This window comes from Micromonospora sp. LOL_013 (assembly GCF_048060315.1).
Classification (GTDB): domain Bacteria; phylum Actinomycetota; class Actinomycetes; order Mycobacteriales; family Micromonosporaceae; genus Micromonospora_E.
Window position 1 is genome coordinate 48,319 of the sequence record NZ_JBHMIQ010000011.1, and the last position, 22,645, is coordinate 70,963.

Consider the following 22,645-nt stretch of genomic DNA (forward strand, 5'->3'; position numbering starts at 1 on the left):
CGCCATCTTGACTAATCATGCGCATATGGACATTTATCCGTATGCAAGTGGCATATCGCAACTCTATGATTCTCCTGTCAGCAAGAGCCGGCAGCATCAACTGCCCAATCGAGTGGAGGGGAAGACCATGCGCAGCAACGAATGGTACTGATACTGTCGTCTACCGATGACGAGCAGTAGTTCTGCGGGCCACGCAGCGCAACAAGATCAGGAACAGATGTGACCCGCACGGTTCGACACGACAACGAGACCGATCGGCAGCTGGTGCTGCTCGTCGGTCTCGTCGCCGTTTGTGCGGTGGCCGTCGGCGTCTCGTCGCTCTACCTCGTCGCCGGGTCGCTGGTCAGCACTGCCGACGAATTGGCGCTCGTCGCCGCCTTGGTCTTCCTCGCCGCGGTCGGGGTCACCGTCAAATGGTTCGTCCGTATCCGGTCGACGGCCCACGCCATCGCCTGGAGTGAAGTCGCCATCCTGGTCGGACTCGCGGTGGCACCCGCCACCCTGGTGGTGCTCTGCACCGGCCTGGGCGTCGGCCTCGCGATGATCGTGCAACGGATGGCCCGGATAAAGGCGACCTTCGCCGTCGCGAAGAACATGCTCGTCGCCGCCGCCGCTGGTGCCGTCCTGCACACGCCGAACTGGGATCCGGAGCTGGCGATCTACAGCACGGCGTTCTTCGGTCCACTCGTCACCGCCTATGTCGTAGCGGTCGTGCTCGACGAGGTGCTCACCATCCCGGTCATCGCCCGCGACACCGGAACCGGACTGTGCGCCATCTTCCGGCACAACCTCGGACTCCGGCTCTCCAGCGCGGTGATCCGGTTCCCGCTGATCGTCGCCATCCTGCTGATCCTCAAGGCGGACCAGTGGCTACTGGTAACGATTCCGCCCGTAGTGCTCTGCATCCACCTGGCCTACGCCGGACATGCCAGGGCCCGCGACGACCAGCAGGCCTGGCAGCGGCTCGCCCGGGCCACCGACGCGCTCAACGTCGTCGACCTCGACGCGGTGCTGTCCATCGCGGTGGTGCAGGCCGCCGACCTGTTCTCCACCGACCGGGTCGAGATCGAACTCAACGAACCTGCCCGGCTGGTTCAAGGCAACAGCGACGGTGTGCAGTACGACGGCCCCACCGGCAGCGCCCCCACCCCGCACATGCGGACCGTGATCGCCGTACCGCTCGCCGGTCCGGGCAGCACCCTAAGTGTCGGCACCCTGCGGCTCTGCCTGACCGGCCCGGTCAAGTTCTCCGACCGGGAGCACTACACGCTGCTTACCTTCGCGTCCGCACTGTGCACGGCGGTCCGCAACGCCTCGCTCTACCGGCAGCTGAACCAGGACGCCGAACGGCACGCCCGCGAGGCCGCACAGGACGAACTGACCGGGCTGGCGAACCGGCGCCGGCTGATGGAGCACGGCTCCGAACTGCTCGGCCGACGGCGCACCTGCGGGATCACCGCGCTGCTCCTCGTCGACCTCAATCACTTCAAGGAGATCAACGACACGCTCGGCCACGGCGCCGGCGACAAGGTGCTGATCCAGGTCGCCCGGCGACTGTCCGCGAACGTGCAGCCTGGTGACCTGGTGGCCCGGCTCGGCGGCGACGAGTTCGCCGTACTGCTGACCACGCTGCCGGCTCCCGCGATCGCCGCGCACCGCGCGGACGCGCTACTCACCGCGATCTGTGAACCGATGGAACTTGACGGCATGCGGATCAACGTCGAAGCCAGTGGCGGCATCGCCGTCGCACCGGGCAGCGGCGGAATGGCCGAACTGCTGCGCCGCGCCGACGTGGCGATGTACCAGGCGAAGCGATCCGGCGGCCGGACCGCCGTCTACGCCCGCAGCCGGGACACCGCCGACGTCGGCCGGCTGGCGCTCGGCGGAAACCTGCGTCGCGCGGTCGCCCAGCACGAGTTCAACGTCGACTTCCAACCGATCGTCGACCTCGGCACCGGGGAGGTGATCGCCGCAGAGGCGCTCGCCCGCTGGCAGCACCCCGACCGGGGCCGTCTCGACCCGAAGCGCTTCCTGGAAACCGTCGAGCGCTCCGGTCTGCTCCCCGCGTTCGCCGACGCGGTCCTGGAGCAGTCCCTGATCGCCGCCGCCACCTGGCACGAATCCGGCTTCGTTCTGCCGGTCGCGGTCAACCTGTCCCCGCGCAGCCTGCTCGACCGGCGGTTCCCCGGTGCCGTACTGGCCCGCTTGCAGGCCCACGACGTCCCGCCCGAGCGGCTCATCCTGGAGCTGACCGAGACCCTCACCCTCAGCCAACTCGAAGTGGTCGACCAGGTGCTCGGCCAGCTACGTGACGCCGGGGTACGGCTCGCCATGGACGAGTTCGGCACCGGCTACTCGTCGCTGTCCATGCTGTCCCGGGTTCCGGTGCACGAGCTCAAGATCGCCCGTTCATTCGTGATGAGCATGGAGGCCTCCTCCGAATCGGCCGCCGTCATCCGGTCGACCGTCGACCTCGGCCGCAGCCTCGGCCTGGCCGTCGTCGCCGAGGGCGTGGAGAGCGAGCCACAGCGCCGCGCGTTGTGGACGATCGGCTGCACCGCTGGTCAGGGACACCTGTTCGCCCGGCCGATGCCGGCCCACCGGCTGCTCACCGCGCTACAGTGCGGGTCCGACGGCCGCCCCGGCAGCCTGGCCAGTCCACTGCACGATGCAGGCGCCGTCGTCCGCATCGACCACACCCGCCGCGCCGGCCAGCGGCAACGGAACGAGAAGGTACCGCACCTGCCGGCCTGACCGTTCTGTCAGACTTGCCGGCGTGACCGTCACGGCGGCCGGACCCGCAGCTCGCCAGCGCCGCCCGGCTGGCCCGGCCCGGCGGTGGCGAGCCGTCGCCACCCGCCGCTGGGTGCAACTGGACCGAAGCGCCGACGGCCTCGGCGGCGACCTGGCCCTCTATCTGCTCTCCGCAGTCTTCGCGGCGGTCACCGCGGTCGCCTCCACGCTCGCCCCGCACCGAGCCTGGGGGGCCGTCGCGGTTGTCGGCTACGCGGCCGCGGCCCTCGTCGTGGTCGGCCAACTCGTCGTCCGGCACGCCGCGGCCCGCCAGCGGCTGCGGCTGACCGGCGGCGTCGCCCGCGCGTGGCTTACCGGAGCCACCTGGGCGGCGGTGGTCGCGGTGCCCCTGGTCCTGCAGGCCGAGCAGCGGGCCGATGGCCGCACCGACCGGGCCCAGGAAGAGGTGGTTGTGGTCGACGATGGCGGTGCCTCCCGGCTGCTCGCCGACGGCAGCCCGTACCTGTCCGAACAGCAGATCGCGGCGCTGCCGGCGGACGAACGGCTACTCGGATACCTGCCGTACCAGCCCGGGATGGCGATCTTCGGGCTGCCCCGGGCGCTGGCCGGCACCGGTTGGTGGACCGACGCCCGGGTTTGGTTCGCCGTCGCCACCCTCGCCGCCCTGGCCGCGGCCCTCACTCTGGCGCGCCGCCGGGCCGGCCCGTCCGGCGATCGGGTAATCGTGCGCGCCGCTCAGCTCAGCACCGTACTGCCGATCGCCGCGCTGGCCATGAGCACCGGTGGCGACGACCTTCCGGTGCTGGCTCTCGCCCTGCTCGCCCTGGTGCTCTGCGCCGGCGGCCGGTACGCGGCAGCCGGGGCGGCCATCGGCGCGGCCGCCGCGCTCAAGCTGTTCGCCTGGCCGGTCCTGCTGGTGCTGCTCTGCCACGCCGCCACCGGTAGTCGACGGGCCGTAGGCCGGGTCGCGGCCGGTGGGATCACTCTGCCGCTGCTCGCCCTGCTGCCGGTGGCAGTGGTCGACCACGCCGCGCTGATCCACAACGTGCTCGGCTTCCCACTCGGTGCCGGCATGGTCCCCAGCCCGGCGGCCTCGCCGCTGCCCGGCATGCTGATCGCCACCTGGATGCCCGGCGGACGGATCGTCGCCAGCGGGTTGCTGCTGCTCGCCGGGTTCACCATCGCGGTACGGCTGGTCCGCCGGCCGCCGCGGCCCTGATCTGCGGCCTCGGCCTGTTGGCGGCGACGCTGCTGCTGCCGTCGACCCGGTTCGGCTACCTGCTCTACCCGGTCGCCCTGTTCAGCTGGATCCCTGTGCTCCGGGTCGCCGAGGTGCCGGCGCAGGCGTTCGCGCCGGACCGTGACGGGCTGGTGCCGGCGTACGGGCCCGACCGGTGATCCCCCGGGGGTCGGCGGCACCGGCGGTCCTCGCCGCGGTGGCTGTCGGCGGCGCGGCCGGAGCGGCCGCCCGCTACGGCATCGCCGCCAGCTGGCCGGGCCCGGCCGAGGTTGGGCTGCCCTGGCCGACCCTGGTCACCAATCTCGTCGGATGTGCGTTGATCGGTGTCCTGATGCGGGTGGTCACCGCCGTGCCTCACCCGCACCTGCTGCTCCGGCCGTTCCTCGGTGCCGGCGTACTCGGCGGCTTCACCACCTTCTCGGTCCAGACTCTGGAGGTCGCCGACTTGCTCACCGCCGGACGGCCCTGGCTGGCCGCAGGCTACGCGCTCGGCACCCTGGCGGGCGCGCTGGTCGCGGTCTGGCTCGGCGGCGCGGCGGCCCGGCCGCTCGCCGACCGGATCGCGCGGCGGGTCCGGTGACCCGCCCCGATCATCCGGAACATTCGGGAGGTACGGGATGAGTCTGCTCCTGGTGATGTGTGGCGGGGCGGTCGGCGCGCTGGTTCGTTACCTCACCGACCGGGTCGTGGTGGGGCTCGGTCAGCCCAGCTTCTGGGGCACCTTCCTGGTCAACCTGGCCGGGGCCGCGCTGATCGGCGTACTCGCCGGTGCCGGACTGACCGGTGCCGGCTGGCTGGCCCGGCTACTCGCCACCGGCTTCTGCGGCGCGCTGACCACGTACTCGACCTTCGCCTACGAGGTGGTCCAGCTGGCCGGCGGCTCCGCGCGGGATCGCTGGACGGCCGCCGGCTACGCCACCGGCACCCTGCTGGCCGGATTCGCCGCGCTGCTGGTCGGCCGCCTGGCCGGCGACATCCTGGCAGGGTGACCGCGACCGTCGGTGTGGAATCCGCCGACCGGGCGGCGGGCGGGCGGGAAACGGCGTACACCTTGAGGACATGGAGATGGATTACCGGGACCGCCGCGACGCCGGGGAGCAGTTGGCCGGGCAGTTGGCGCAGTTGCGGGGGCGACCGGACGTCGTCGTCCTTGGACTGTTGCGGGGCGGAGCACCGGTCGCGGCGGTGGTCGCCGACCAGCTCGACGTAGCGTACGACGTGCTGGTCATCCGCAAACTCGGTCTGCCGTCGGCGTCCGAGGTCGCCTTCGGCGCGATCGGGCCGGGCGGGGTGCGGGTGCTGAACCCGGAGATCGCCGACCAGCTCGACCCGGGACAGATCGCCCGGATCACCACCGCGGAGACCACCGAGTTGCGCCGCCGCGAGCGGCTGTTCCGGGGCGACCGGCCGCCGCTGGACCTGCGCGGCCGGACCGCCGTTCTGGTCGACGACGGGCTGGCCACCGGCGCGTCGGCCCGGGCAGCGGTCACGGTGAGTCGAAGCCTCGGTGCGGACCGAGTGGTGCTGGCGGTGCCGGTCGGCTCGGCCGAGGCGATCGGCACGCTTCAAGACGTGGTCGACGAGGTCGTCTGCCCGCTGCGGCCAACGGACTTTCGCGCCGTCGGTTGTCACTACCAGGATTTCCACCAGGTGTCCGACGACGAGGTCACCGCGTTGCCGGTCGGCAGGTGAGGATCCCAGCCGGTACCGTCAAGTCATGCAGATGAACTGTCCCAAGTGTCACGGCGCCATGCGGCAGTACGAGCGCAGTGGGATCACCGTCGACCAGTGCACCGAGTGTCGCGGCATTTTTCTCGACCGGGGCGAGCTGGAGCGCCTGCTGGACGCGGAGGCAGCCTGGAACGGTGGTGCCGGCGGCCAGCAGCCCGGTCAACCGCCCCGCCCGGCACCGAGCCCGGCCGGCGGATACCCGCCGCCTCCGCCACCCCCGCCGACGCACCACCAGCCCGGCTACCCGCCGCCGGCCCCGGCCTACCCGCCGGCGGCCGCCTACGGGCACCACGGCTACCACGGGCACTACCGGCACAAGCGGCAGAAGAGCTTCCTCAACCAGCTGTTCGACTGAGCCTGTGCCCCCGGCGGTCCGGAACGCTGCGCTGGTCCGGGCCGCCGCGCCGTTGGAATCGGGCGGCCGTCCCGGCATGGTGGCTCAGATCGCCATGTCGACGAACCGGGATAGGTGCAGTTGCGCGGCGACGGTCACCGTGTCGGTCGGCCCGTTCCGGTGCTTGGCGACGATGAAGTCCGCCTCGCCCGCCCGAGGCGACTCCTTGTCGTAGTAGTCATCTCGGTGCAACAGAATGACCACGTCCGCGTCCTGCTCGATCGACCCCGACTCGCGCAAATCGGACAATTGCGGCCGCTTGTCGGTACGCTGCTCAGGGCCACGGTTCAGCTGGCTGACCGCGATCACCGGGCACTCGACCTCCTTGGCCAGCAGCTTGAGCCCACGGGACAGGTCCGCGACCTCCTGCTGACGGCTCTCGGTGCGTTTCGGTGAGGTCATCAGCTGCAGGTAGTCGACGACGATCATCTTCAGGTCGTGCCGCTGCCGTAGCCGCCGCGCCTTGGCTCTGATCTCCATCAAGTTCATGTTCGGCGTGTCGTCGACGAAGAGCGGCGCCTCACTGATCTCGCCCATCCGCCGGGCCAGCTTCGTCCAGTCGTCGTCGGAGAGCTGGCCGGAGCGCAGGACATGCAACGGCACCTTCGCCTCGGCGGAGAGCAGCCGCATGACAATCTCCACCTTGCTCATCTCCAGCGAGAAGATCGCGCTGGCGTGACCGGCCCGGATCGCCGCGTTGCGGGCGAAGTCCATCGACGCGGTCGAGTTGTGCGTCGGGATCATCGTCCGACCGGCGAGATACAGGTGGTCGGCGTTGTCCACGGTGACACAGCGCACCGGCACGCTGCGGACCGGTCGGACCGAGGTGATTCCTCGCTGCTGCTCGTCGTCGGTCTGGATGCTCACCGTGTAGACGGTGGATGGCGAGGTCATCCGGCCCTGGACGGTGGCCACGGACACCGTGCAGTGCAGACCGAGGCTCGCCACCAACTCGCGTACCGCCTCGACCATCGAACGCGAGTTGGTCCGGTACTCGTCCAGCCCGCCCGGGTTGCGGGTGCCGGCGGTGTCCAACAGACCGGTCAGCAGCGCCCGCCGCTGCCGCTCGGAACTCCGCAGGTACGCGTCGGGGATCCGCCGGTCGACCTGGCGGTGGTCGGCAGCCGGGTCACCACCGGCAAGATCGACCCCCAACTGGTACGGCGGCACCGGCAGGTCGTCGCGGTCGGGCAGCGCCAGGGCACGGCAGTTCGCGACGGTGACCTCGGGATGCTCCGCAGGTGACCGGTCGAGCAGGTCCAGGATCTCCTCGGTGGTCAGTACCTGGGTGGCCCGTGCAGGTGCGGACCGATCCGGTCCTGGCCGGGATCGGCCGGCCAGGACCGGATCGGCCGAGACCGGTGCCGGGGTGACAGCGGCCAGCGCCGCGGCGGCCGCTGCCGGTACCGGCACGGCGGGCCGGTGTGTCACCTGCCAGAGATGGTCACCGTCGGCGACGATGGCCGAGCCGTCGGAGAACTCGACCTGGTAGGACCGTCCGCCGAGCAGGACGGCAGAGGTGCCGACGACCGTGGTAGGTCGACCGGCGGCGTCGAGTAGTCGGTCACCCACCGCGACCTCACCCATGGTGGTCCAGCCGGTCGGGGTGGGCAGCGGAGTGTCCAGCGCCAGCGCCTTGCCGAGGCCGGGCCGGCCGGCGACGATGATCAACTGCCCGGGGTGCAGCCCGTTGAGCAACCGGTCCAGGTCGGTGAACCCGGTGGGCACTCCGGTCATCATGCCGGCCTGGGCACCGACCGCCTCGATCTCGTCGAGAGTCGGCTGCAGCATGTCGGCCAGGACCGCGAAGTCTTCGCTCACCCGCCGTTCCGTGACGTCGTACACCGCCTGCTGGGCGAGGTCGACGACGTCGTCGATGTCCCGGCCACCGCCGGCGGCGGAACCGTACCCGAGCTGCACGATCTTGGTGCCGGCCTCGACGATGCGGCGCAGCACCGCGCGCTCGGCCACGATCCTGGCGTAGTAGGAGGCGTTGGCCGCGGTGGGCACGCTCGCGATCAGGGTGTGCAGGTACGGCGCGCCGCCGATCCGGCCCAGGTCACCTGAGTTGGCGAGCGCGGCGGAGACGGTGATCGCGTCCGCCGGCTCGCCTCGCCCGTACAGGTCCAGCACCGCGTCGAAGACCGTGGCGTGGATCGGGCGGTAGAAGTCGTTCGGTTTGAGGATCTCCACGACGTCGGCGATGGCGTCCTTGGAGAGCAGCATTCCGCCGAGGACGCACTGTTCGGCGGCGACGTCCTGGGGTGGCGTGCGGTCGAAGGGCTCACCGCCGGTGGGTGGACCGGGTGGCTTGGCCGGCGGGCCGGGTGGACCGGACGGGCGGGCCGGTGGCCGGGGCTCGGTCTGCAGGTCGTCCGTGATGGACATCCGGGCACCCCCCTTCACTACATCACTGCCGCGAGTCAACTGCGCGGGTACGACATCGTCTGCTCGTGCGTCGTCGACGACCTGCGGTCGGACCCACCAGGGACCGGGCGACCAGGGGACGTCGCATCGGCGTGGGAGGGCTCCGGGAAACGATACGGACTTGCGGCGGCATGCCCAAACACGGCGGTGGATGAACCTCTGGACAAGCTGTGGACAGGAGGGCCCAGGCTGTGCACAACCTTGTGCACAGCCTGTGGAAAACTTGCCGCCACCTCGAGGAGATGCCCGCTGAGCTGGGACTTTGCGATCCACAGCCGGTGGACAAAAATCTGCACCGGGCTGCCCACCTGGCCACCGGCTACTATCGGGCGGGAACTGATTCGCCGGCCCAGCCGATCACGGCTCGATAGCGAAGGGGCGAGGCTCCGGCGGTGGACTACCGGGACTGGGAGTACGGCGACCGCCCTCCACGCGAGCGGCGGTCGGCTGCCCGGTGGCCCGACGACACCGACGCCGACCCGGCACCACGCTCTCGTCGGTCACGGCGCTACGACCCGGCCGAGGATGACGCGGCGCCCCGCGGCCGGCGCCGCTACGAGGACCGACGCGGCCGCGACGAGGACCAGCGCGACGGTGCCCAGCACCAGGCAGACTGGGGCAGCCCGGCGTCGGGCCGGTGGGCGCTGCCCGCCGGCCCGACGCCGCCAGCGGGTGAGCCGGTCCACCGGGATCCGCCGGCCAGCCGGGCCGGGCGGCACCGCGACGAATCGTGGCAGATCCCCGAGCAGCCGGTACGGACCCGCCGGTCCCGTGGCCGGCCGGCGCTGCCAGCGGCCGGGCCTGAGATGGACGCCCCTGCCTGGGACCGGCCCCGGCGGGCACCGGGCCGGCGCCGCGCGGCCGAGGACCCGATCTCCGGCGGTCCGATCTCCGGCAGCCCGGTGTCCGGGAACCCGATCTCCGGCAGCCCGGTGTCCGGCGATCCAGCGGGCTGGCGGCGTGAGTCGCCCGATAGCCGATACGGGCCGGTGTCGGGTGCCGGTCCGCTCGACCCGGGCGGTCCAGCCACTACGCCACCCGCTACCTGGTCGACCGCGTCGGCGCGGTGGTCGGCATCGCCCAGTGATCCAGGTGACCCCGGTGACCTGGAGGGGTACGACGGTCGCAGTCGTCGGTCGTCCCGTCGTACCGGCCCGCCGTCCGACTCCGACCGTCCCGGCCGCCGACGGCGCGACCGCGACAACATCCGGCGTCGGCTCGACGACGACCACGCGGCGCAGTGGCTACGCGACGACGAGCCCACCAGCGGGTGGTCCGGTGGATCGGACCACACCGGCGAGTGGCCGAGGCGTTCCGACCCCACCAGTGGATGGTCCAGCGCGACGGACCACACCAGCGAATGGTCCCGGGGCGCCGACTACACCAGCGAGTGGTCCCGGGCCAGCGAGCGCACCGGCGGGTGGTCGCGGGAGGAGGACCAGGCCGGGCGATGGGACCGGCCCGCCCGTCGCGAGATCGAACCGCCCCGGCGCGAGTTCACCGACGAGACCGGCACCTGGCCGCGTACCGCGTCCTCGCCGCGGGCGATCGGTGCCGGCCCGGCGCAGCCGCCCACCGGCCGGGCCGGGGAGCTCAGCCGCAGGGCGTACCGCCCGAAACCGGTCGACAGTTGGCGCGAAATCGGCGACCAGACCGATCAGTGGCACCGGGGCGACGACCCGGAGAGCTGGCCGGCCGGTAGCCGCACCGGGGCGCGCAAGAGGCGCGCGGCCGAGGTCGGCGACGTCGACGCCGATATCCTTCCGCCGGTCGATCCGTGGCCACAGGTCGAGCCAGGCCGGGAAGGTACCTTCTGGTCGGGGACCCGGCTGGCGGAAGACGACCCCAGGTGGGTGGAGACGCCGGCTTCGGCACCCCGGTCACCGATCGCCCTGCCGAGCGCGCCCCGCTCCCGGGTGCTGCCCGAGCAACGACCACGGCCGAGGTACGAGCCGCCGTCGCAGCGTCGGCTGACGTACCGGATCGACGACGAACTGATCGACGCCGACCAGGGCGGCTACCTGTCATCGCTGCTGTACACGGCCGCCTGGTACGCCCTGCCGGTGGTGGCGTTTCTGATCTGGAGCCTCACCCTGGACGGCACCCCGGCGACCACCGACTGCGTTCTCGGGGTGGACGGCGGCTGCCTCTCCGCTCGGGCGCAGGCGATCAACTCGCTGCTGGCCGCCGCGCCGGACTTCGCGTACGCGCTGATGATCTCGCTGGTCCTGGCGGTGTCGATCAGGTGGGTCAGCGGCACGTGGCGCGCCTCGAGTGTCGGCCTGGCGTCGGCGGTGATCGGCGGCGGCATGTCGACCGTGCTCACCAGCGCCATCACCGGCCAGCCGATCGGTTGACGCCGGACCTACCGGGCGGGCCCCGGATCCCCGACAGTTCGCGCTGTTCGTCGCGGGTGCCACGCTCCTAGGATCGACCAGTGTTCAGCCGCAGCTGGAGGATCAACCTGACCGTGGCCGGGCCGCTTCTCGCCGGGCTGGTGACCGGGCTGGTGACCGGGTGCGGCGCGGCCGGCGACGGCTCGGCGGTCGGTGCCGGTCCGCCTCCCACCAAAGCGCAGCCTGGGGCGTCGTCCGCTACCACCACGCCGGCCGCTGTCCCGTCGGACGGCACACCACCACCGTCCGGCGCGGCCGGGCTGGGCGCGGCCCCGGTGCCGTCGGAGGCTCCCGACCGGACGACGGCGACCGGCAACCCCGATGGACGAGCCCAGGTGCCGGCGCGGGCCCGCGCGGTGGACACCAGCCGGCCAACCCGCACGATCGGCGACGGTACGCCGGCCAGCTGCACCTCCCAGGCGGTCGTCGCGGCGGTCGCAGCCGGCGGGATCATCACCTTCGCCTGCGGGCCGGAACCGGTGGTGATCACGATGGACCGGACGGCGAAGGTCCGTAACGCGGCCAGTCGGCAGGTGGTGCTGGACGGCGGCGGGCTGGTCACCCTCAGCGGCGCCGGGCAACGACGAATTCTGTACATGAACACCTGCGACCAGGCGCAGGGCTGGACGACCTCACACTGCAATGATCAGGACCATCCCGAACTGGTCGTGCAGAACCTGACCTTTGCCGACGGCGATTCCACCGGTGAGCAGGTCGACGGTGGCGGCGGTGGCGCGATCTTCGTCCGGGGCGGCCAGTTCCGGGTGGTCAACTCCCGATTCGTCGGTAACCGGTGCGACCCGACCGGACCGGATCTCGCAGGCGCGGCGATCCGGGTGCTGGACCAGTGGCAGGACCAGCCGGTGTACGTGGTGCAGAGCACCTTCGGAGGGGCACCCGGCGACGGCGGAGTGTGTGCCAACGGCGGTGCGTTGAGCAGCATCGGTGTCTCATGGATCGTGCTGAACAGCGTACTGACGCACAACTCGGCAACCGGCTACGGTGCGAATCCAGCCAAGCCCGGCACTCCGGGCGGCGGTAGCGGTGGGGCGATCTACACCGACGGCAACCGGTTCACCGTCTCGATCGCCGGCACCGTCATCGCCGACAACGAGGCGCGGGAAGGTGGCGGGGCCATCTTCTTTGTCAGCAACGACCGGTCTGGCACCCTCGAACTGACCGATTCGGTGCTGCGCCGCAACACCAGTCACGGCTTCGCCACCGCCGGCTACCCGGGCATCTTCTACCTCGGGTCCGGGGAGCCGGTCGTCGTCTCCAGCATTCTGCGCTGAGCATGGTTCAGGGGCCACACCGTCTGGTGCGGCCCCTGAGCCGGATGTCTCGCTCGCAGTGGTTGCCGGAAGCTACCTGGCCTGCAGCACACTGAGGTCGAACCTGGCGGTGACGTCCGGGTGCAGCTTGACCTTCACCGGGTAGGTACCGACCGACTTGATGTGGCCGGGCAGCTCCAGCCGCCGCCGGTCCAGGGCCGGACCGCCGGCGGTACGGACGGCGTCAACGACCTCGGCCGGGGTGACCGAGCCGAACAGTCGACCGCCTTCGCCGGCCCGAGCGGTCAGGGTGACCTTCAGGCTCTCCAGCTGACCCTTGACCTCGTTGGCGTGCCCGAGGTCGCGGATCTCCCGGGCGGAACGGGCCCGCTTGATCGAGGTGACCTGCTTCTCGGCACCCTTGGTCCAGGAGATCGCGAACCCTTGGGGCAGCAGGTAGTTACGGCCGTAGCCGTCCTTCACCTCGACGATGTCCCCGGGGGAACCGAGCCCAGACACCTCCTGCGTGAGAATGATCTTCATATCGGTGCCTCCGCTCAGCGGGCCGTCGTGGTGTACGGCAGGAGCGCCATCTCGCGGGCGTTCTTGACCGCGCGGGCGATCTGTCGCTGCTGCTGGGAGGTCACCCCGGTCACCCGCCGGGCACGGATCTTGCCCCGGTCGGAGATGAACTTGCGCAGCAGTGCGGTGTCCTTGTAGTCGATGTAGGTGATCCCGTCCTTGTCGAGCGGGTTCACCTTCTTCTTCGGCTTGCGAAGTGCCGCAGCCTTGGCCATTGCTCGTGCTCCTGGTTTGCGATCGCGGGCGTTGGAAGCCATATCAGAAAGGAGGTTCCTCGTCGAAGTTCCCGCCGCCCGAACGGGCGGACGAGGCGGCCGGCGCGGCCGGCGCGGCCGTGGCCCATGGGTCGTCGAAGCCGCCGCCCTGGTTGCCACCGCCACCGGAGCCGCCGAAGCCGCCGCCGGAGCCGGATCGGGACATCTTCTGCACCTTCGCCGTGGCGTACCGCAGCGACGGGCCGATCTCGTCGACTTCCAACTCGATGACGGTCCGCTTCTCGCCCTCACGAGTCTCGTACGACCGCTGCCGCAGCCGACCCGAGACGATCACCCGGGCACCCCGCTGGAGCGACTCGGCGACGTGCTCCGCCGCCTGGCGCCACACCGTGCAGGACAGGAAGAGCGGCTCGCCGTCCTTCCACTCGCCGGAAGCTCGGTCCATGTACCGGGGGGTCGAGGCCACCCGGAACTTGGCGACCGCTGCTCCCGACGGGGTAAAGCGCAACTCAGGGTCATCGGTCAGGTTGCCGATGACCGTAATGGTGGTATCTCCTGCCATGACCATCTCCTCGCGCACTCAGTCGACGTCCTCGACACCAGGCTGCCAGAGCCGTGTGACAGGACCGACGAGAGCTGTCGGGCGGACCGGTGGGACGCGGTCAGCGCGTCTCCGGCCGAATGACCTTGGTGCGCAGCACCGACTCGTTGAGTCGCAGCTGGCGGTCCAGCTCGGCGACAGCATCCGGGGTGGCCTGCAGGTCGATGACCGCGTAGATGCCTTCCGCCTTCTTGTTGATTTCGAAGGAGAGGCGGCGGCGACCCCAGACGTCGAGCTTCTCGACTGAGCCTCCGGCGGTGCGGATCACGTTGAGGTACGTGTCGAGCGAGGGCGCGACCGTGCGCTCCTCGAGGCTGGGGTCGAGGATGACCATGATCTCGTAATGACGCAAGACGTACTCACCTCCTGTGGGCTGACGGCCACGGTCCTTCCGTGGCAGGAGGTCCAGCGTCGTGACGCCGACGACCAGTCAGGCAACTGACGTCGGCGCAACCGGACAAGGATAGCCGGCTGCGGGCACGAGCCGCGGGGCGCCCCTGTCCGCATTCTTTGGGTGGGACCTGGGGAGGAACGACCACACCGACGAGGTTGGACGTGAGGCGCCCCGCGGAGCCTGTGCAGTTGTGCGCTGGTCAGGGCAGGTGCTTGAACCTCTGCCCGTGTTGCACAACTATAACCCTTATTGCTGCTACAGACACGCCAATCACAGCAATTAGCGCAAGGAGCGCTAATAGTCCGATTGGATGATCTTGTCCGGTCAGACCGGCGAGCCAGCGGTCCGCCACGCCCTCCGCAAGCGACAGTTCTATCGGCACGTCCTCTCCCAGCACGAACGGTGGCACCGGTCCCGGCACGAAGATGAGGACGAAGACCTCGGTGTCTCCGCCGATCGGCGGAGACACCGGGCCGGTTCTCTACCGGGAGCAACGACCGCGATCGGCGGCGGTGACGCGGCCGGCTCGCCGGGCGGCCGGCCCACGTCCACCGGTACGAACCGGTGGACGCACGAACCGCCGGTGCCCGGATCGTCAGGCTTGCCACGTAGGCTCGGCCCATGCGTATCGGAGCCCACGTCGACCCCAGCGACCCGCTCACCGCAGCCGCCGACCGACGGGCAGACGCGGTCCAGTTCTTCCTCTCCGACCCGCAGGGCTGGAAGGCCCCGCAGCCGCGCACCGACGCGGCTCAGCTGGCCAGCTCGGACGTGGACCGCTACGTGCATGCTCCGTACGTGATCAACGTCGCCACCTCGAACAACCGGATCCGGATTCCGAGTCGCAAGCTCCTGCTGAGCCATGCCACCGGTGCCCGCCAGGTGGGGGCGAAGGGTCTGATCGTGCACGGCGGCCACGTCAGCCGGGGCGACGGCGCAGCGGTGGGTTTCGACAACTGGCGCAAGACCTTCGCCTACGCACGGGACCAGGGCGGATTTCCGGTGCCGGTGCTGATCGAGAACACCGCAGGCGGGGAGAACGCCTGCGCTCGACGGTTCGACGCGCTGGCCCGGCTGTGGGACACGATCGGCGAGTTCGGGCCGGGTTTCTGCCTGGACACCTGCCACGCCCACGCCGCAGGCGAGGAGCTGCTCGACATCGTCGACCGGGTCAAGGCGATCACCGGCCGGATCGACCTGATCCACGCCAACGGGTCCAAAGACGCCTTCGACAGCAGCCGGGACCGCCACGAGAACCTCCAGGCCGGCATGATCGACCCGGAACTGATCGTCGCGGTGATCCGATCCGCCGACGCGCCGGTCATCGTCGAGACTCCGGGTGGCACCGACGGCCAGGCGGCGGACATCGCCTTCCTGCGAGATCGGCTGGGGCAGCAGGATACGGCCCGATGACCGGCAAGCGAGCAGCCGCCGACGGCGACCGGGCCAGCACGGCCGACCCGGTCCGCCCCGACCCGGCATCGACCAACGGCGCCAAACAGCAACTCGACGAGACGACGGTGGGCCGGCCGGAGGCCGAGTCCGTCACGACCGACGATCCGCCGGAGAGCAAGGCCGAGCCGACCGACGATCCGTTCACCGCGTTCGGTCCGGCGCCGGAGAGCCGGCCGGGTCGGCTGGTGCGGGCCCGGCAGGCCGTCGTCCGGGTGCTGATCCACGAATGGAGCCTGGCCACCGTCGCGGCGCTCGTCGTCGCGGTGGCGATGACCTGGCCCACGCTGCGCTACCCGCTCTACACGATCCCGCAGGACACCTGGGATCCGACTTTGCAGGCCTGGCAGATGGCCTGGTCCGGGCATGTTCTGCTGACCGACCCCACCCAGCTGTGGCAGTCGAACACCTTCTACCCGCAGTCGTGGAGCTTCGCCTTCTCCGACACCCTGCTCGGCTATGCGCCCGCCGGCATGATCGGAGACGGGCCGGTGGCGGCGGTCCTGCGCTACAACATCATCTTCGTGCTGGCCCACGCCCTGGCGGCGCTCGGCGCGTACGCACTGATCCGCCAGCTCGGCACCGGGCGGACCGCGGCAGCCGTCGGTGCGGCCGGCTACGCGTACGCGCCGTGGCTGCTGTCACAGGCCGGGCACCTGCACATCGTCTCCAACGGCGGCATTCCATTGGCGCTGGCCATGCTGGCCCGGGGACACGGCTGGTCACTGCGGTACGGCTACCGACCGCAGCGGCGCAGCGTCAGCTGGGCGCTGGCCGGCTGGCTGACCGCGGCCTGGCAGATCAGCCTCGGATTCGGTATCGGACTGCCGTTCATCTACATCCTGGCGATCATCTGCCTGGCCTCACTGGCCATGTACCTGGTACGGCGCACCTGGTTCTGGCCGCAGCGAAAGCCGTTCGGAGCCGTACTGCTGCTCACCGACCTGGCCGGCGGCGCGCTGTTCACCGCCGTCGGGGTGCTGCTGGCGATCCCGTACTTCCGGGTCGCCGAACTGCACCCGAACGCCGCTCGGACCATGGCCGACCTGGCCGCGTACTCACCGCCGGTGTCCGGGTTCTTCACCGCGCCGGCGGAGTCGCTGATCTGGGGCGACCGGCACGCCGACGCCCGCGCGGCACTGCCCTGGCATCCGGAGATGACTCTGTTGCCCGGCTTCGTGCTGTACGCGCTGGCGCTCGCCGGGCTGGTGCTGTCCATCTGGACCTGGCGGCAACGGCTGTTGCTGCTCGGCGGGGTGCTGCTCACCGGGATCCTGGCGATGGGCAGCAGCTTCTTCGGCGGCACCTACAGTTACGGCCTGCTCTTCGAGTACGTCCCCGGCTGGGACGGAATCCGCACGCCGGGCCGGATGATGCTGTGGACCACGCTGCTGCTGGCGATCCTCGCCGCCGGCGCGGTGGCGGCGTTCGTCGGTCGGGTCGACGACATCGCCCGGCTACGAGTTACCGAACGGCCCGGTGCGCTGCTGCGGCTGGCCACCCTGCTGCCCCTGCTGCTGGTCCTGGTGGAGGGGTTGAACGTCACCCCGCACCCGGAGGTGCCCGAGCAGCCGCAGATCATGCGGGTCGACGACGGCCCGATTCTGGTGCTGCCCAGCAGCCAGAATCTCGACCAGCACGTGATGCTCTGGTCGACGACCCGGTTCCAGCCGGTGGTGAACGGCGGCAGCGGCTTCACCCCGGACCAGTTGGCCGAGGTACGGGAGATTACCCGGACGTTCCCCGACCAGGCCAGCATCGGATACCTGCGCGAGCTGGGCGTGCGTACCGTGGTGCTCCGGCGTGACCAGGTGCCCGGGACGCCGTGGCAGACCACCGTCGACCTACCGGTTGACGGGCTCGGCATCGACCGGGTCGACATCGGCGACACCGTCGTCTACCGACTGTGATCCTCCGGCGGCCGGCCGGGGTTCGCGTTGGTCGTTGAACCAGCGGCGGACCTTGGGCACCCAGCCGGCGTCCGGCGCACCGTCGAAGACGCCGCCGTCCGGGTCGTCGGAGTAGTTGCGGCGCACCACGTCCCGCTCCGGGTGGAGAATGTCGCGGATCACGAACACGCACAGCGCCACCACCGTGCCGAGCCGCAGCGTGGCGGCCAGCACGAAGACCCCGTCGGGAATGATCTGACTGCCGGTCGCGGTGCCGAGCAGCTGCCCGTAGAAGGCAAGGAAGTACCCGACCTCGGCGGCCTGCCAGGCGAGGAAGGCACCCCAGCGCGGCCGGGCCAGCACGATCAACGGCAGCAGCCACAGGGTGAACTGCTGTGACCAGACCTTGCTGAAGATGAGGAACGCGGCGACCACCAGGAAGGCCAACGCGGCCAGCCGGGGTCGACGCGGCGCGAGCACAGCCAACGCGCCGACACCGAGGCAGGCCAGGCCGAACAGTACGTACGACAGGGTGTTCAGCGTCGGAATGTTGTCGCCGAGCCACTGGAACGGACCCTGACTGCCGGACGCACCGCCGGCCCACTTGCCGTCCAGGTAGCGCCCGATGTACCACAGCGTTCCCCAGTCGATTGGCCGTTCGGAGTTGAGTTCGAAGAACCGCCGCCACCCGTCGTGGGCGAAGAGGTAGACCGGCAGGTTGACCGCGACCACGGTGCCGACCGCCGCGACGATCGCGGTGACGATGGCCCGGATCCGGCCCGACCGCAGGCCGAGGACGAGGATCGGTCCGAGCAGGAACAGCGGCCACATCTTTGCGGCGCCGCCGATGCCGAGCAGGACGCCGGCGAGCAGCGGACGCTGCCGAACCCAGGCGAACAGGCCGAACATCGCGAACCCGATCGGCAGCATGTCCCAGTTGACGGTGGCGGTCAGCACCAGCGCAGGGGCGAGGGCGAACATCGCGGCGTCCCACGGCCGGCGGCGGCGCAGGGCGAGGATCGCCGCCACGGCGGCCACCCCCAGCGCGCAGAGCACCAGGGCGTTGGCGTTGTAGAACCACATCGCCTGGTTGAGCTCGGGTCGGTCTGTGCCGAGCGCGTGCACCGGTAGCCCGATCGCCCCCATGAAGTAGCCGGTCACCACCGGGTACTCGACGGGGTGGTCGAGGTAGGGGACCTTGCCTTCGTTGAGCCCTTCGGCGTAGTAGAGGGCGAGTACGTCGGTGTAGCAGAACCGGGTGTACTGGATGTTGTCCTGCCAGGCGCCGTCCATGCAGGGCGACTTCTGCACCCAGTGCGCCGCGAGGCTGAGGCAGATCAGCGCGAGAACGATCCGGGCGGCGGTCCAGAACCGGCCGGGCCGGCCGGCGGGCCGGTCCTGGCCGGCGGCGTGCCGGCCGAGCGGGCCCCCGATCGCTTCGGACAGGCCGCGGACGAACCGGTCAGCGCGCGACGGGTGGTCGACGGGTGGCCGCTCGACCGCTTCGCCCTCGGCTGCGGTAGCCGGTCCAGGTTGCTCGGCCCGCTCAACTCCATCGATACCGTTCGGCGGCTGCACGCTCATGAACAGGCATCCTGCCGTACTCGACCTGCTTTCGTCTGCCCAGGACCGGCATGTCGAGTTCACCGATGTACCGCGCCGGCCGGTGATCAGGTCAGTTGACCTGGTCACCGGCCGGCGCGATGGTTGGTGATCTACGTCCGTCGATCAGCGTGTCGGTGGCGGCAGTGTCGGCGGCACGGTGGTGCCGCCAGCACCACCGCCGAAGTCGAACCCGATGCCGCCGTCGCCACCCTGGTCGTCACCGTCGTTGGGGTCGGCCCCATTACCAGGAGTTCCCGTGGGGTTACCGGCACCGTCGTCGCCTTGGTCGCCGTCGTTGTTCCCGTTGTTGTCACCGCCCGGGCAGAACAGGTCGCCCAGCGGGCCGTCGCAGATTCCGCCGCGACCCGGTCGTTGCGGGTCCGGCGGCGGCGGGGCCGGCGACTTGCCGTTGCCGGCGTCGACGCTGCCGATCTCCCGGGCAGCCGGGAACTGTTCGACGTCCATTCCCTTGTGTGCCTCGTTCATGAAGCGCTGCCAGATGATGGCGGGCAGTCCGCTACCACCGATCTTGTTGTTGTTCTTGTCGCGGATCGCCTTGCGGTCTCCGACGTTGCCGACCCACACCGCCGTCGCGATCTGCGGGGTGTAGCCGACCATCCAGGCATCGCCGTTCTCGCCGCTGGACTCGTTGAGCTCCCAGGTGCCGGTCTTGCCAGCGACCGGACGCCCACCGTTGAGGTCCCTGTTGATGTTGTTCGGGATCTGGGTCAGCACGTCGGTCAGGTCCGCCACGACCTCCTGCCGGATCCGCTGCTCCGGCTTGAGCTGCTCGCCTCCGGCCGTCACCCATTCACCGCTGACCAGGTTCTTCTTCTCGACCGAGATCACGAAGTGGGCCTTGTTGTAGACCCCGCGGTTGGCCAGCGTTGCCACCCCGTTGGCGTGGTCGAGCACCGTCACCGGGTACTGCCCGTACCCGACCACGTTGAAGAACGGCGACGGAGCGACCTCCTTCGGGTCGGCCGTGGTCAGGTCGTACGGCTTGTTGTCGGCGGTGTTCCACATGGTGGCGACGCCGGCCGCCTTGGCCATGCCGACCACCTTGTCGGCGCCGATCTGCTCGGTGACGTGGTAGAAGGGCACGTTGTAGGACTGGACGGTGGAGAACTCCAGCGAGCACCACTCGCCACAGCTGGCGTTCCGGCCGGCGTTCTGCACCTGGATCTCGGTGCCCTCGACCTTGAACGGTTCGGCCGTCCAGTGCGAGTCGACCGAGATGTCGTTGTCCAGGGCGGCGGCCAACGTGTAGATCTTGAACGTCGAGCCGGGCGAGTGACCACCGGTCCACTGGCCGTTCTCGTAGTTGCGGCCGGCGTAGTCGTGCCCGGTGCCGTTGTCGCCGCCGAAGTAGGCGAGCACCCGGCCGGTCTCCGGATCGATCGCGACCATCGCCGCCATCAGGTTCTCCGGCTGGCCCTCCATGGCCGACCCCTTGGCCTCACGCCAGATCGCCTTCTCTGCGGCGTTCTGCATCTTCGCGTCGATCGTCGTGACGACCCGGTAGCCGCCCTGCCGCAGCTCCTGCGAGCAGGTGTCCGGCGTGCAAATGCCCATCTGCACCATCTCGTCGCGGACGTAGTTGATGACGTTGCCCTCGGGGGTGTTGATCCCGCAGTCGATGATGCAGCTGTTCGGGTCGACCTCCCGGATCTCCGGGTACTCGGTCGGTCGCTCGGCCTCGGGCAACCAACCCATCTCGACCATGCCACCGATCACGTACTCCCAGCGGACCTTGGCCTCGGCCTCGTTGACCGCCGGGTCGTAGCCCTGGTGCCCGGTGGTCGCGTCCGGCTCCGGCTGCTTGATCACTGCCGCGATCACCGCGCCCTCGGCGACCGACAGGTCGGCGACCGGCTTGCCGAAGTACTGCTGCGCTGCGGCCTCGATGCCGTAGGCGCCGCGGCCGAAGTAGATGGTGTTGAGGTAGAAGCCCATGATCTCGGACTTGTCGTACCGGTCGGTGAGCTTCGAGGCCAGCACCGCCTCGCGGACCTTCCGGGCGTAGGAGACCTCCTGCAGGTCCATCGCGTTTCGGGCGTACTGCTGGGTGATCGTCGAGGCACCCTGCCGGGTGCCGCCGGTGAAGTTGTTCCAGGCCGCCCGGGCGATACCGACGTAGTCGACGCCGGAGTGCTCGTAGAACTTGCGGTCCTCGGCGGAGGCCACCGCCCGCTGCACGTGCTCGGGGATCTGGTCGACGGTGACGAACACCCGGTTGAACTCGCCCAGCTTGGCGATCCGGGTGGTGCCGTCGCTGGCGTACATCGTGCTGGCCAGCGGCAGCGGCAGCTCCTCGGGCAGGGTCACCGTCGTCGAGTAGTAGGTGCCGCCGACGACCGCACCACCGGTGAGCATGATCAGGACCGCGAACGACGCGATCAGCAGGTTGATTCGCCGACGCTGCTTGGCCCGTTTCGCCGCGGCAGGGTCGCCGCCGCGACCGCCCCGGCCACGGCGACCCGGCCCGGACGGGCCGTCGGGTCCACCCGGACCGCCCGGTCCGCCCGGTCCACCCGGTCCACCCGGACCGCCGCCGAACCCACCGGCCGGTGACACCGGTCGTACGCTGGCCCGCCCGACGGTCGCCCGGCCGACTCCGGCGCGACCGGCGGCACCACCGACCGGGGCACCGCCGCTGACCGGAGCCCGGCCACCGACCGAGGCCCGACCGGCTGGGCCGCCGCCGACCGATGCGCTGCCGACCGACGCGCTACCCACCGACGCTCGTCCGGCGGAGGCCCGTCCGGCGGAGGCGCCGCTGACCGGAGCCCGGCCACCGACCGAGGCCCGACCGGTGCCGGGGCTGGCCGGTCCGCGGAAAGTTTCTCCGCCGTGCCAACCTGCTTCGGAGTCGCCCCGCGCGGAGTGGCCGCGGGCCGGCCCGGCGTCGTCCGCCCCGGCCCAGTGGTAGTCATCCGGCTCGGATCCGTATCCGCCACCGCTGCCTGGACTGTAGGCACGCCCGTGGGCGGAGTTGGGGTCGCCGTACGAGTTCATGTGTCACACCCTGCCGGTTGCGGTGGTGCGCTCCAGCGCCACCACCGGTCTGCCGTGAGTTGGCCCACTACCGGTGCCGGAGCGACACCAGCAGCCGAAAGTCACTTCATCAGAAATATCGTGACTTGTCCGGTTAACCAGAAACGTTGCCCTGCCTACTCTCTGGTGCCTACGTAGCGACCGGGCAATCAGGTTCACCGTCGGGCCTCTCGCCTTCGTTTGGTCATTGATGGGCGGCCGCCGCCAGACACGGCGACGGCGTCGTCAGCCTCGCCGTCACCGCCAACGCCTAGGCCATCCCGGCCGAGAAGATACTGCTCCACCAGGTGGTTCCAGTTGCAGACGCGACACACCTCGACGACGTACACCTGGAACTCACGCAGCGTCATCGCCAGCAACGACAACTCGGCCCGGTTTCGGGCCTGTCCGGCGGACTGCTTCAGCTCATCGCCATAGATGTAGTGCACGTGGGTCAGGTTCTCGCGGTGACAGATCGGGCAGCTCTCGTCGGTCGGCTCGCCGTGGAACCGGGCAGCACTCTTCAGGTAGGGCGAGGCATCGCAGACCTCGTGGCTGCTCACCCGGCCGGAGAACACCTCGCGCAGCACGGCTCGTCGCTGAAGCGAGTAGTCGACGACCTGACGCTGCGAACGCATGGCCACGAGCGTACGCGGTC

18 protein-coding genes and 1 pseudogene are annotated in these 22,645 nt (G+C 70.3%); 10 read left to right on the forward strand and 9 right to left on the reverse strand.

The window, feature by feature from the left end:
* The first annotated feature begins 219 nt into the window (after positions 1–219).
* The 6 genes and pseudogenes from ACFHWS_RS09490 to ACFHWS_RS09515 all read left to right on the forward strand — a co-directional run bounded on the left by ACFHWS_RS09490 (position 220) and on the right by ACFHWS_RS09515 (position 6,080).
* Positions 220–2,754, forward strand: coding sequence for a putative bifunctional diguanylate cyclase/phosphodiesterase (locus ACFHWS_RS09490; RefSeq protein WP_416568035.1), 2,535 nt, complete (start codon positions 220–222; stop codon positions 2,752–2,754).
* Positions 2,669–4,152 (forward strand): annotated as a pseudogene (locus ACFHWS_RS09495) (glycosyltransferase 87 family protein). Before ACFHWS_RS09490 ends, ACFHWS_RS09495 begins: the two are co-directional and overlap by 86 nt.
* Complete coding sequence (locus ACFHWS_RS09500; RefSeq protein ID WP_416550858.1) at positions 4,149–4,574, forward strand: fluoride efflux transporter FluC; 426 nt, start codon at positions 4,149–4,151, stop codon at positions 4,572–4,574. The pseudogene ACFHWS_RS09495 and the gene ACFHWS_RS09500 overlap by 4 nt, the downstream one beginning before the upstream one ends.
* Before the next feature lie 37 nt (positions 4,575–4,611).
* On the forward strand, positions 4,612–4,983 hold the full coding sequence (locus tag ACFHWS_RS09505; RefSeq protein ID WP_416550859.1) for a fluoride efflux transporter FluC: 372 nt from the start codon (positions 4,612–4,614) through the stop codon (positions 4,981–4,983).
* A 76-nt stretch (positions 4,984–5,059) separates the two neighbouring features.
* Positions 5,060–5,686 (forward strand): phosphoribosyltransferase, encoded by a 627-nt coding sequence (locus tag ACFHWS_RS09510; RefSeq protein WP_416568036.1) that lies wholly within the window; start codon positions 5,060–5,062, stop codon positions 5,684–5,686.
* A gap of 25 nt (positions 5,687–5,711) precedes the next feature.
* Positions 5,712–6,080, forward strand: a complete 369-nt coding sequence (locus ACFHWS_RS09515; RefSeq protein ID WP_416568037.1) for a zf-TFIIB domain-containing protein — start codon at positions 5,712–5,714, stop codon at positions 6,078–6,080.
* 84 nt (positions 6,081–6,164) lie between these two features.
* On the opposite strand, the gene dnaB is transcribed toward ACFHWS_RS09515, so the two are convergent.
* Positions 6,165–8,507 carry a replicative DNA helicase gene (gene dnaB, locus ACFHWS_RS09520; RefSeq protein WP_416568038.1) on the reverse strand — a complete coding sequence of 781 codons (2,343 nt, stop codon included), beginning with the start codon at positions 8,505–8,507 and terminating at the stop codon, positions 6,165–6,167.
* Between the two features lie 431 nt (positions 8,508–8,938).
* Here dnaB and ACFHWS_RS09525 point away from each other — a divergent pair, with 431 nt between their 5' ends.
* Positions 8,939–10,903, forward strand: a complete 1,965-nt coding sequence (locus tag ACFHWS_RS09525; protein ID WP_416568039.1) for a hypothetical protein — start codon at positions 8,939–8,941, stop codon at positions 10,901–10,903.
* 152 nt (positions 10,904–11,055) lie between these two features.
* Positions 11,056–12,234, forward strand: coding sequence for a hypothetical protein (locus ACFHWS_RS09530; protein WP_416551097.1), 1,179 nt, complete (start codon positions 11,056–11,058; stop codon positions 12,232–12,234).
* A gap of 72 nt (positions 12,235–12,306) precedes the next feature.
* Here the strand turns inward: ACFHWS_RS09530 and rplI are convergent, their stop codons facing one another.
* From rplI to ACFHWS_RS09555, 5 genes are all read right to left on the reverse strand, one after another.
* The gene (rplI, locus tag ACFHWS_RS09535; RefSeq protein ID WP_416550864.1) at positions 12,307–12,756 is read right to left on the reverse strand and encodes a 50S ribosomal protein L9; all 450 of its coding nucleotides are present in this window, start codon (positions 12,754–12,756) and stop codon (positions 12,307–12,309) included.
* Between the two features lie 14 nt (positions 12,757–12,770).
* On the reverse strand, positions 12,771–13,010 hold the full coding sequence (gene rpsR / locus ACFHWS_RS09540) for a 30S ribosomal protein S18 (RefSeq protein ID WP_091551811.1): 240 nt from the start codon (positions 13,008–13,010) through the stop codon (positions 12,771–12,773).
* Positions 13,011–13,053: 43 nt separating this feature from the next.
* Complete coding sequence (locus tag ACFHWS_RS09545) at positions 13,054–13,590, reverse strand: single-stranded DNA-binding protein (RefSeq protein ID WP_416550865.1); 537 nt, start codon at positions 13,588–13,590, stop codon at positions 13,054–13,056.
* Positions 13,591–13,672: 82 nt separating this feature from the next.
* Entirely contained in the window at positions 13,673–13,963 is a 291-nt protein-coding gene (gene rpsF, locus ACFHWS_RS09550) for a 30S ribosomal protein S6 (RefSeq protein ID WP_363851323.1), read from the reverse strand.
* A gap of 241 nt (positions 13,964–14,204) precedes the next feature.
* A complete protein-coding gene (locus tag ACFHWS_RS09555) occupies positions 14,205–14,474 on the reverse strand; it encodes a hypothetical protein (RefSeq protein WP_416568040.1) in 270 nt (89 codons plus the stop codon).
* Positions 14,475–14,626: 152 nt separating this feature from the next.
* On the opposite strand from ACFHWS_RS09555, the gene ACFHWS_RS09560 reads away from it, so the two are divergent.
* The gene (locus ACFHWS_RS09560) at positions 14,627–15,418 is read left to right on the forward strand and encodes a deoxyribonuclease IV (protein ID WP_416550868.1); all 792 of its coding nucleotides are present in this window, start codon (positions 14,627–14,629) and stop codon (positions 15,416–15,418) included.
* A complete protein-coding gene (locus ACFHWS_RS09565; protein WP_416550869.1) occupies positions 15,415–17,367 on the forward strand; it encodes a hypothetical protein in 1,953 nt (650 codons plus the stop codon). Before ACFHWS_RS09560 ends, ACFHWS_RS09565 begins: the two co-directional genes overlap by 4 nt.
* On the opposite strand, the gene ACFHWS_RS09570 is transcribed toward ACFHWS_RS09565, so the two are convergent.
* The 3 genes from ACFHWS_RS09570 to ACFHWS_RS09580 all read right to left on the reverse strand — a co-directional run bounded on the left by ACFHWS_RS09570 (position 17,302) and on the right by ACFHWS_RS09580 (position 22,625).
* On the reverse strand, positions 17,302–18,930 hold the full coding sequence (locus tag ACFHWS_RS09570; protein WP_416568041.1) for a glycosyltransferase family 87 protein: 1,629 nt from the start codon (positions 18,928–18,930) through the stop codon (positions 17,302–17,304). The genes ACFHWS_RS09565 and ACFHWS_RS09570 overlap by 66 nt on opposite strands.
* A gap of 144 nt (positions 18,931–19,074) precedes the next feature.
* Positions 19,075–21,969 (reverse strand): transglycosylase domain-containing protein, encoded by a 2,895-nt coding sequence (locus tag ACFHWS_RS09575; protein WP_416568042.1) that lies wholly within the window; start codon positions 21,967–21,969, stop codon positions 19,075–19,077.
* 194 nt (positions 21,970–22,163) lie between these two features.
* On the reverse strand, positions 22,164–22,625 hold the full coding sequence (locus ACFHWS_RS09580; RefSeq protein WP_416550872.1) for a DUF5318 domain-containing protein: 462 nt from the start codon (positions 22,623–22,625) through the stop codon (positions 22,164–22,166).
* Between the last annotated feature and the right edge of the window lie 20 nt (positions 22,626–22,645).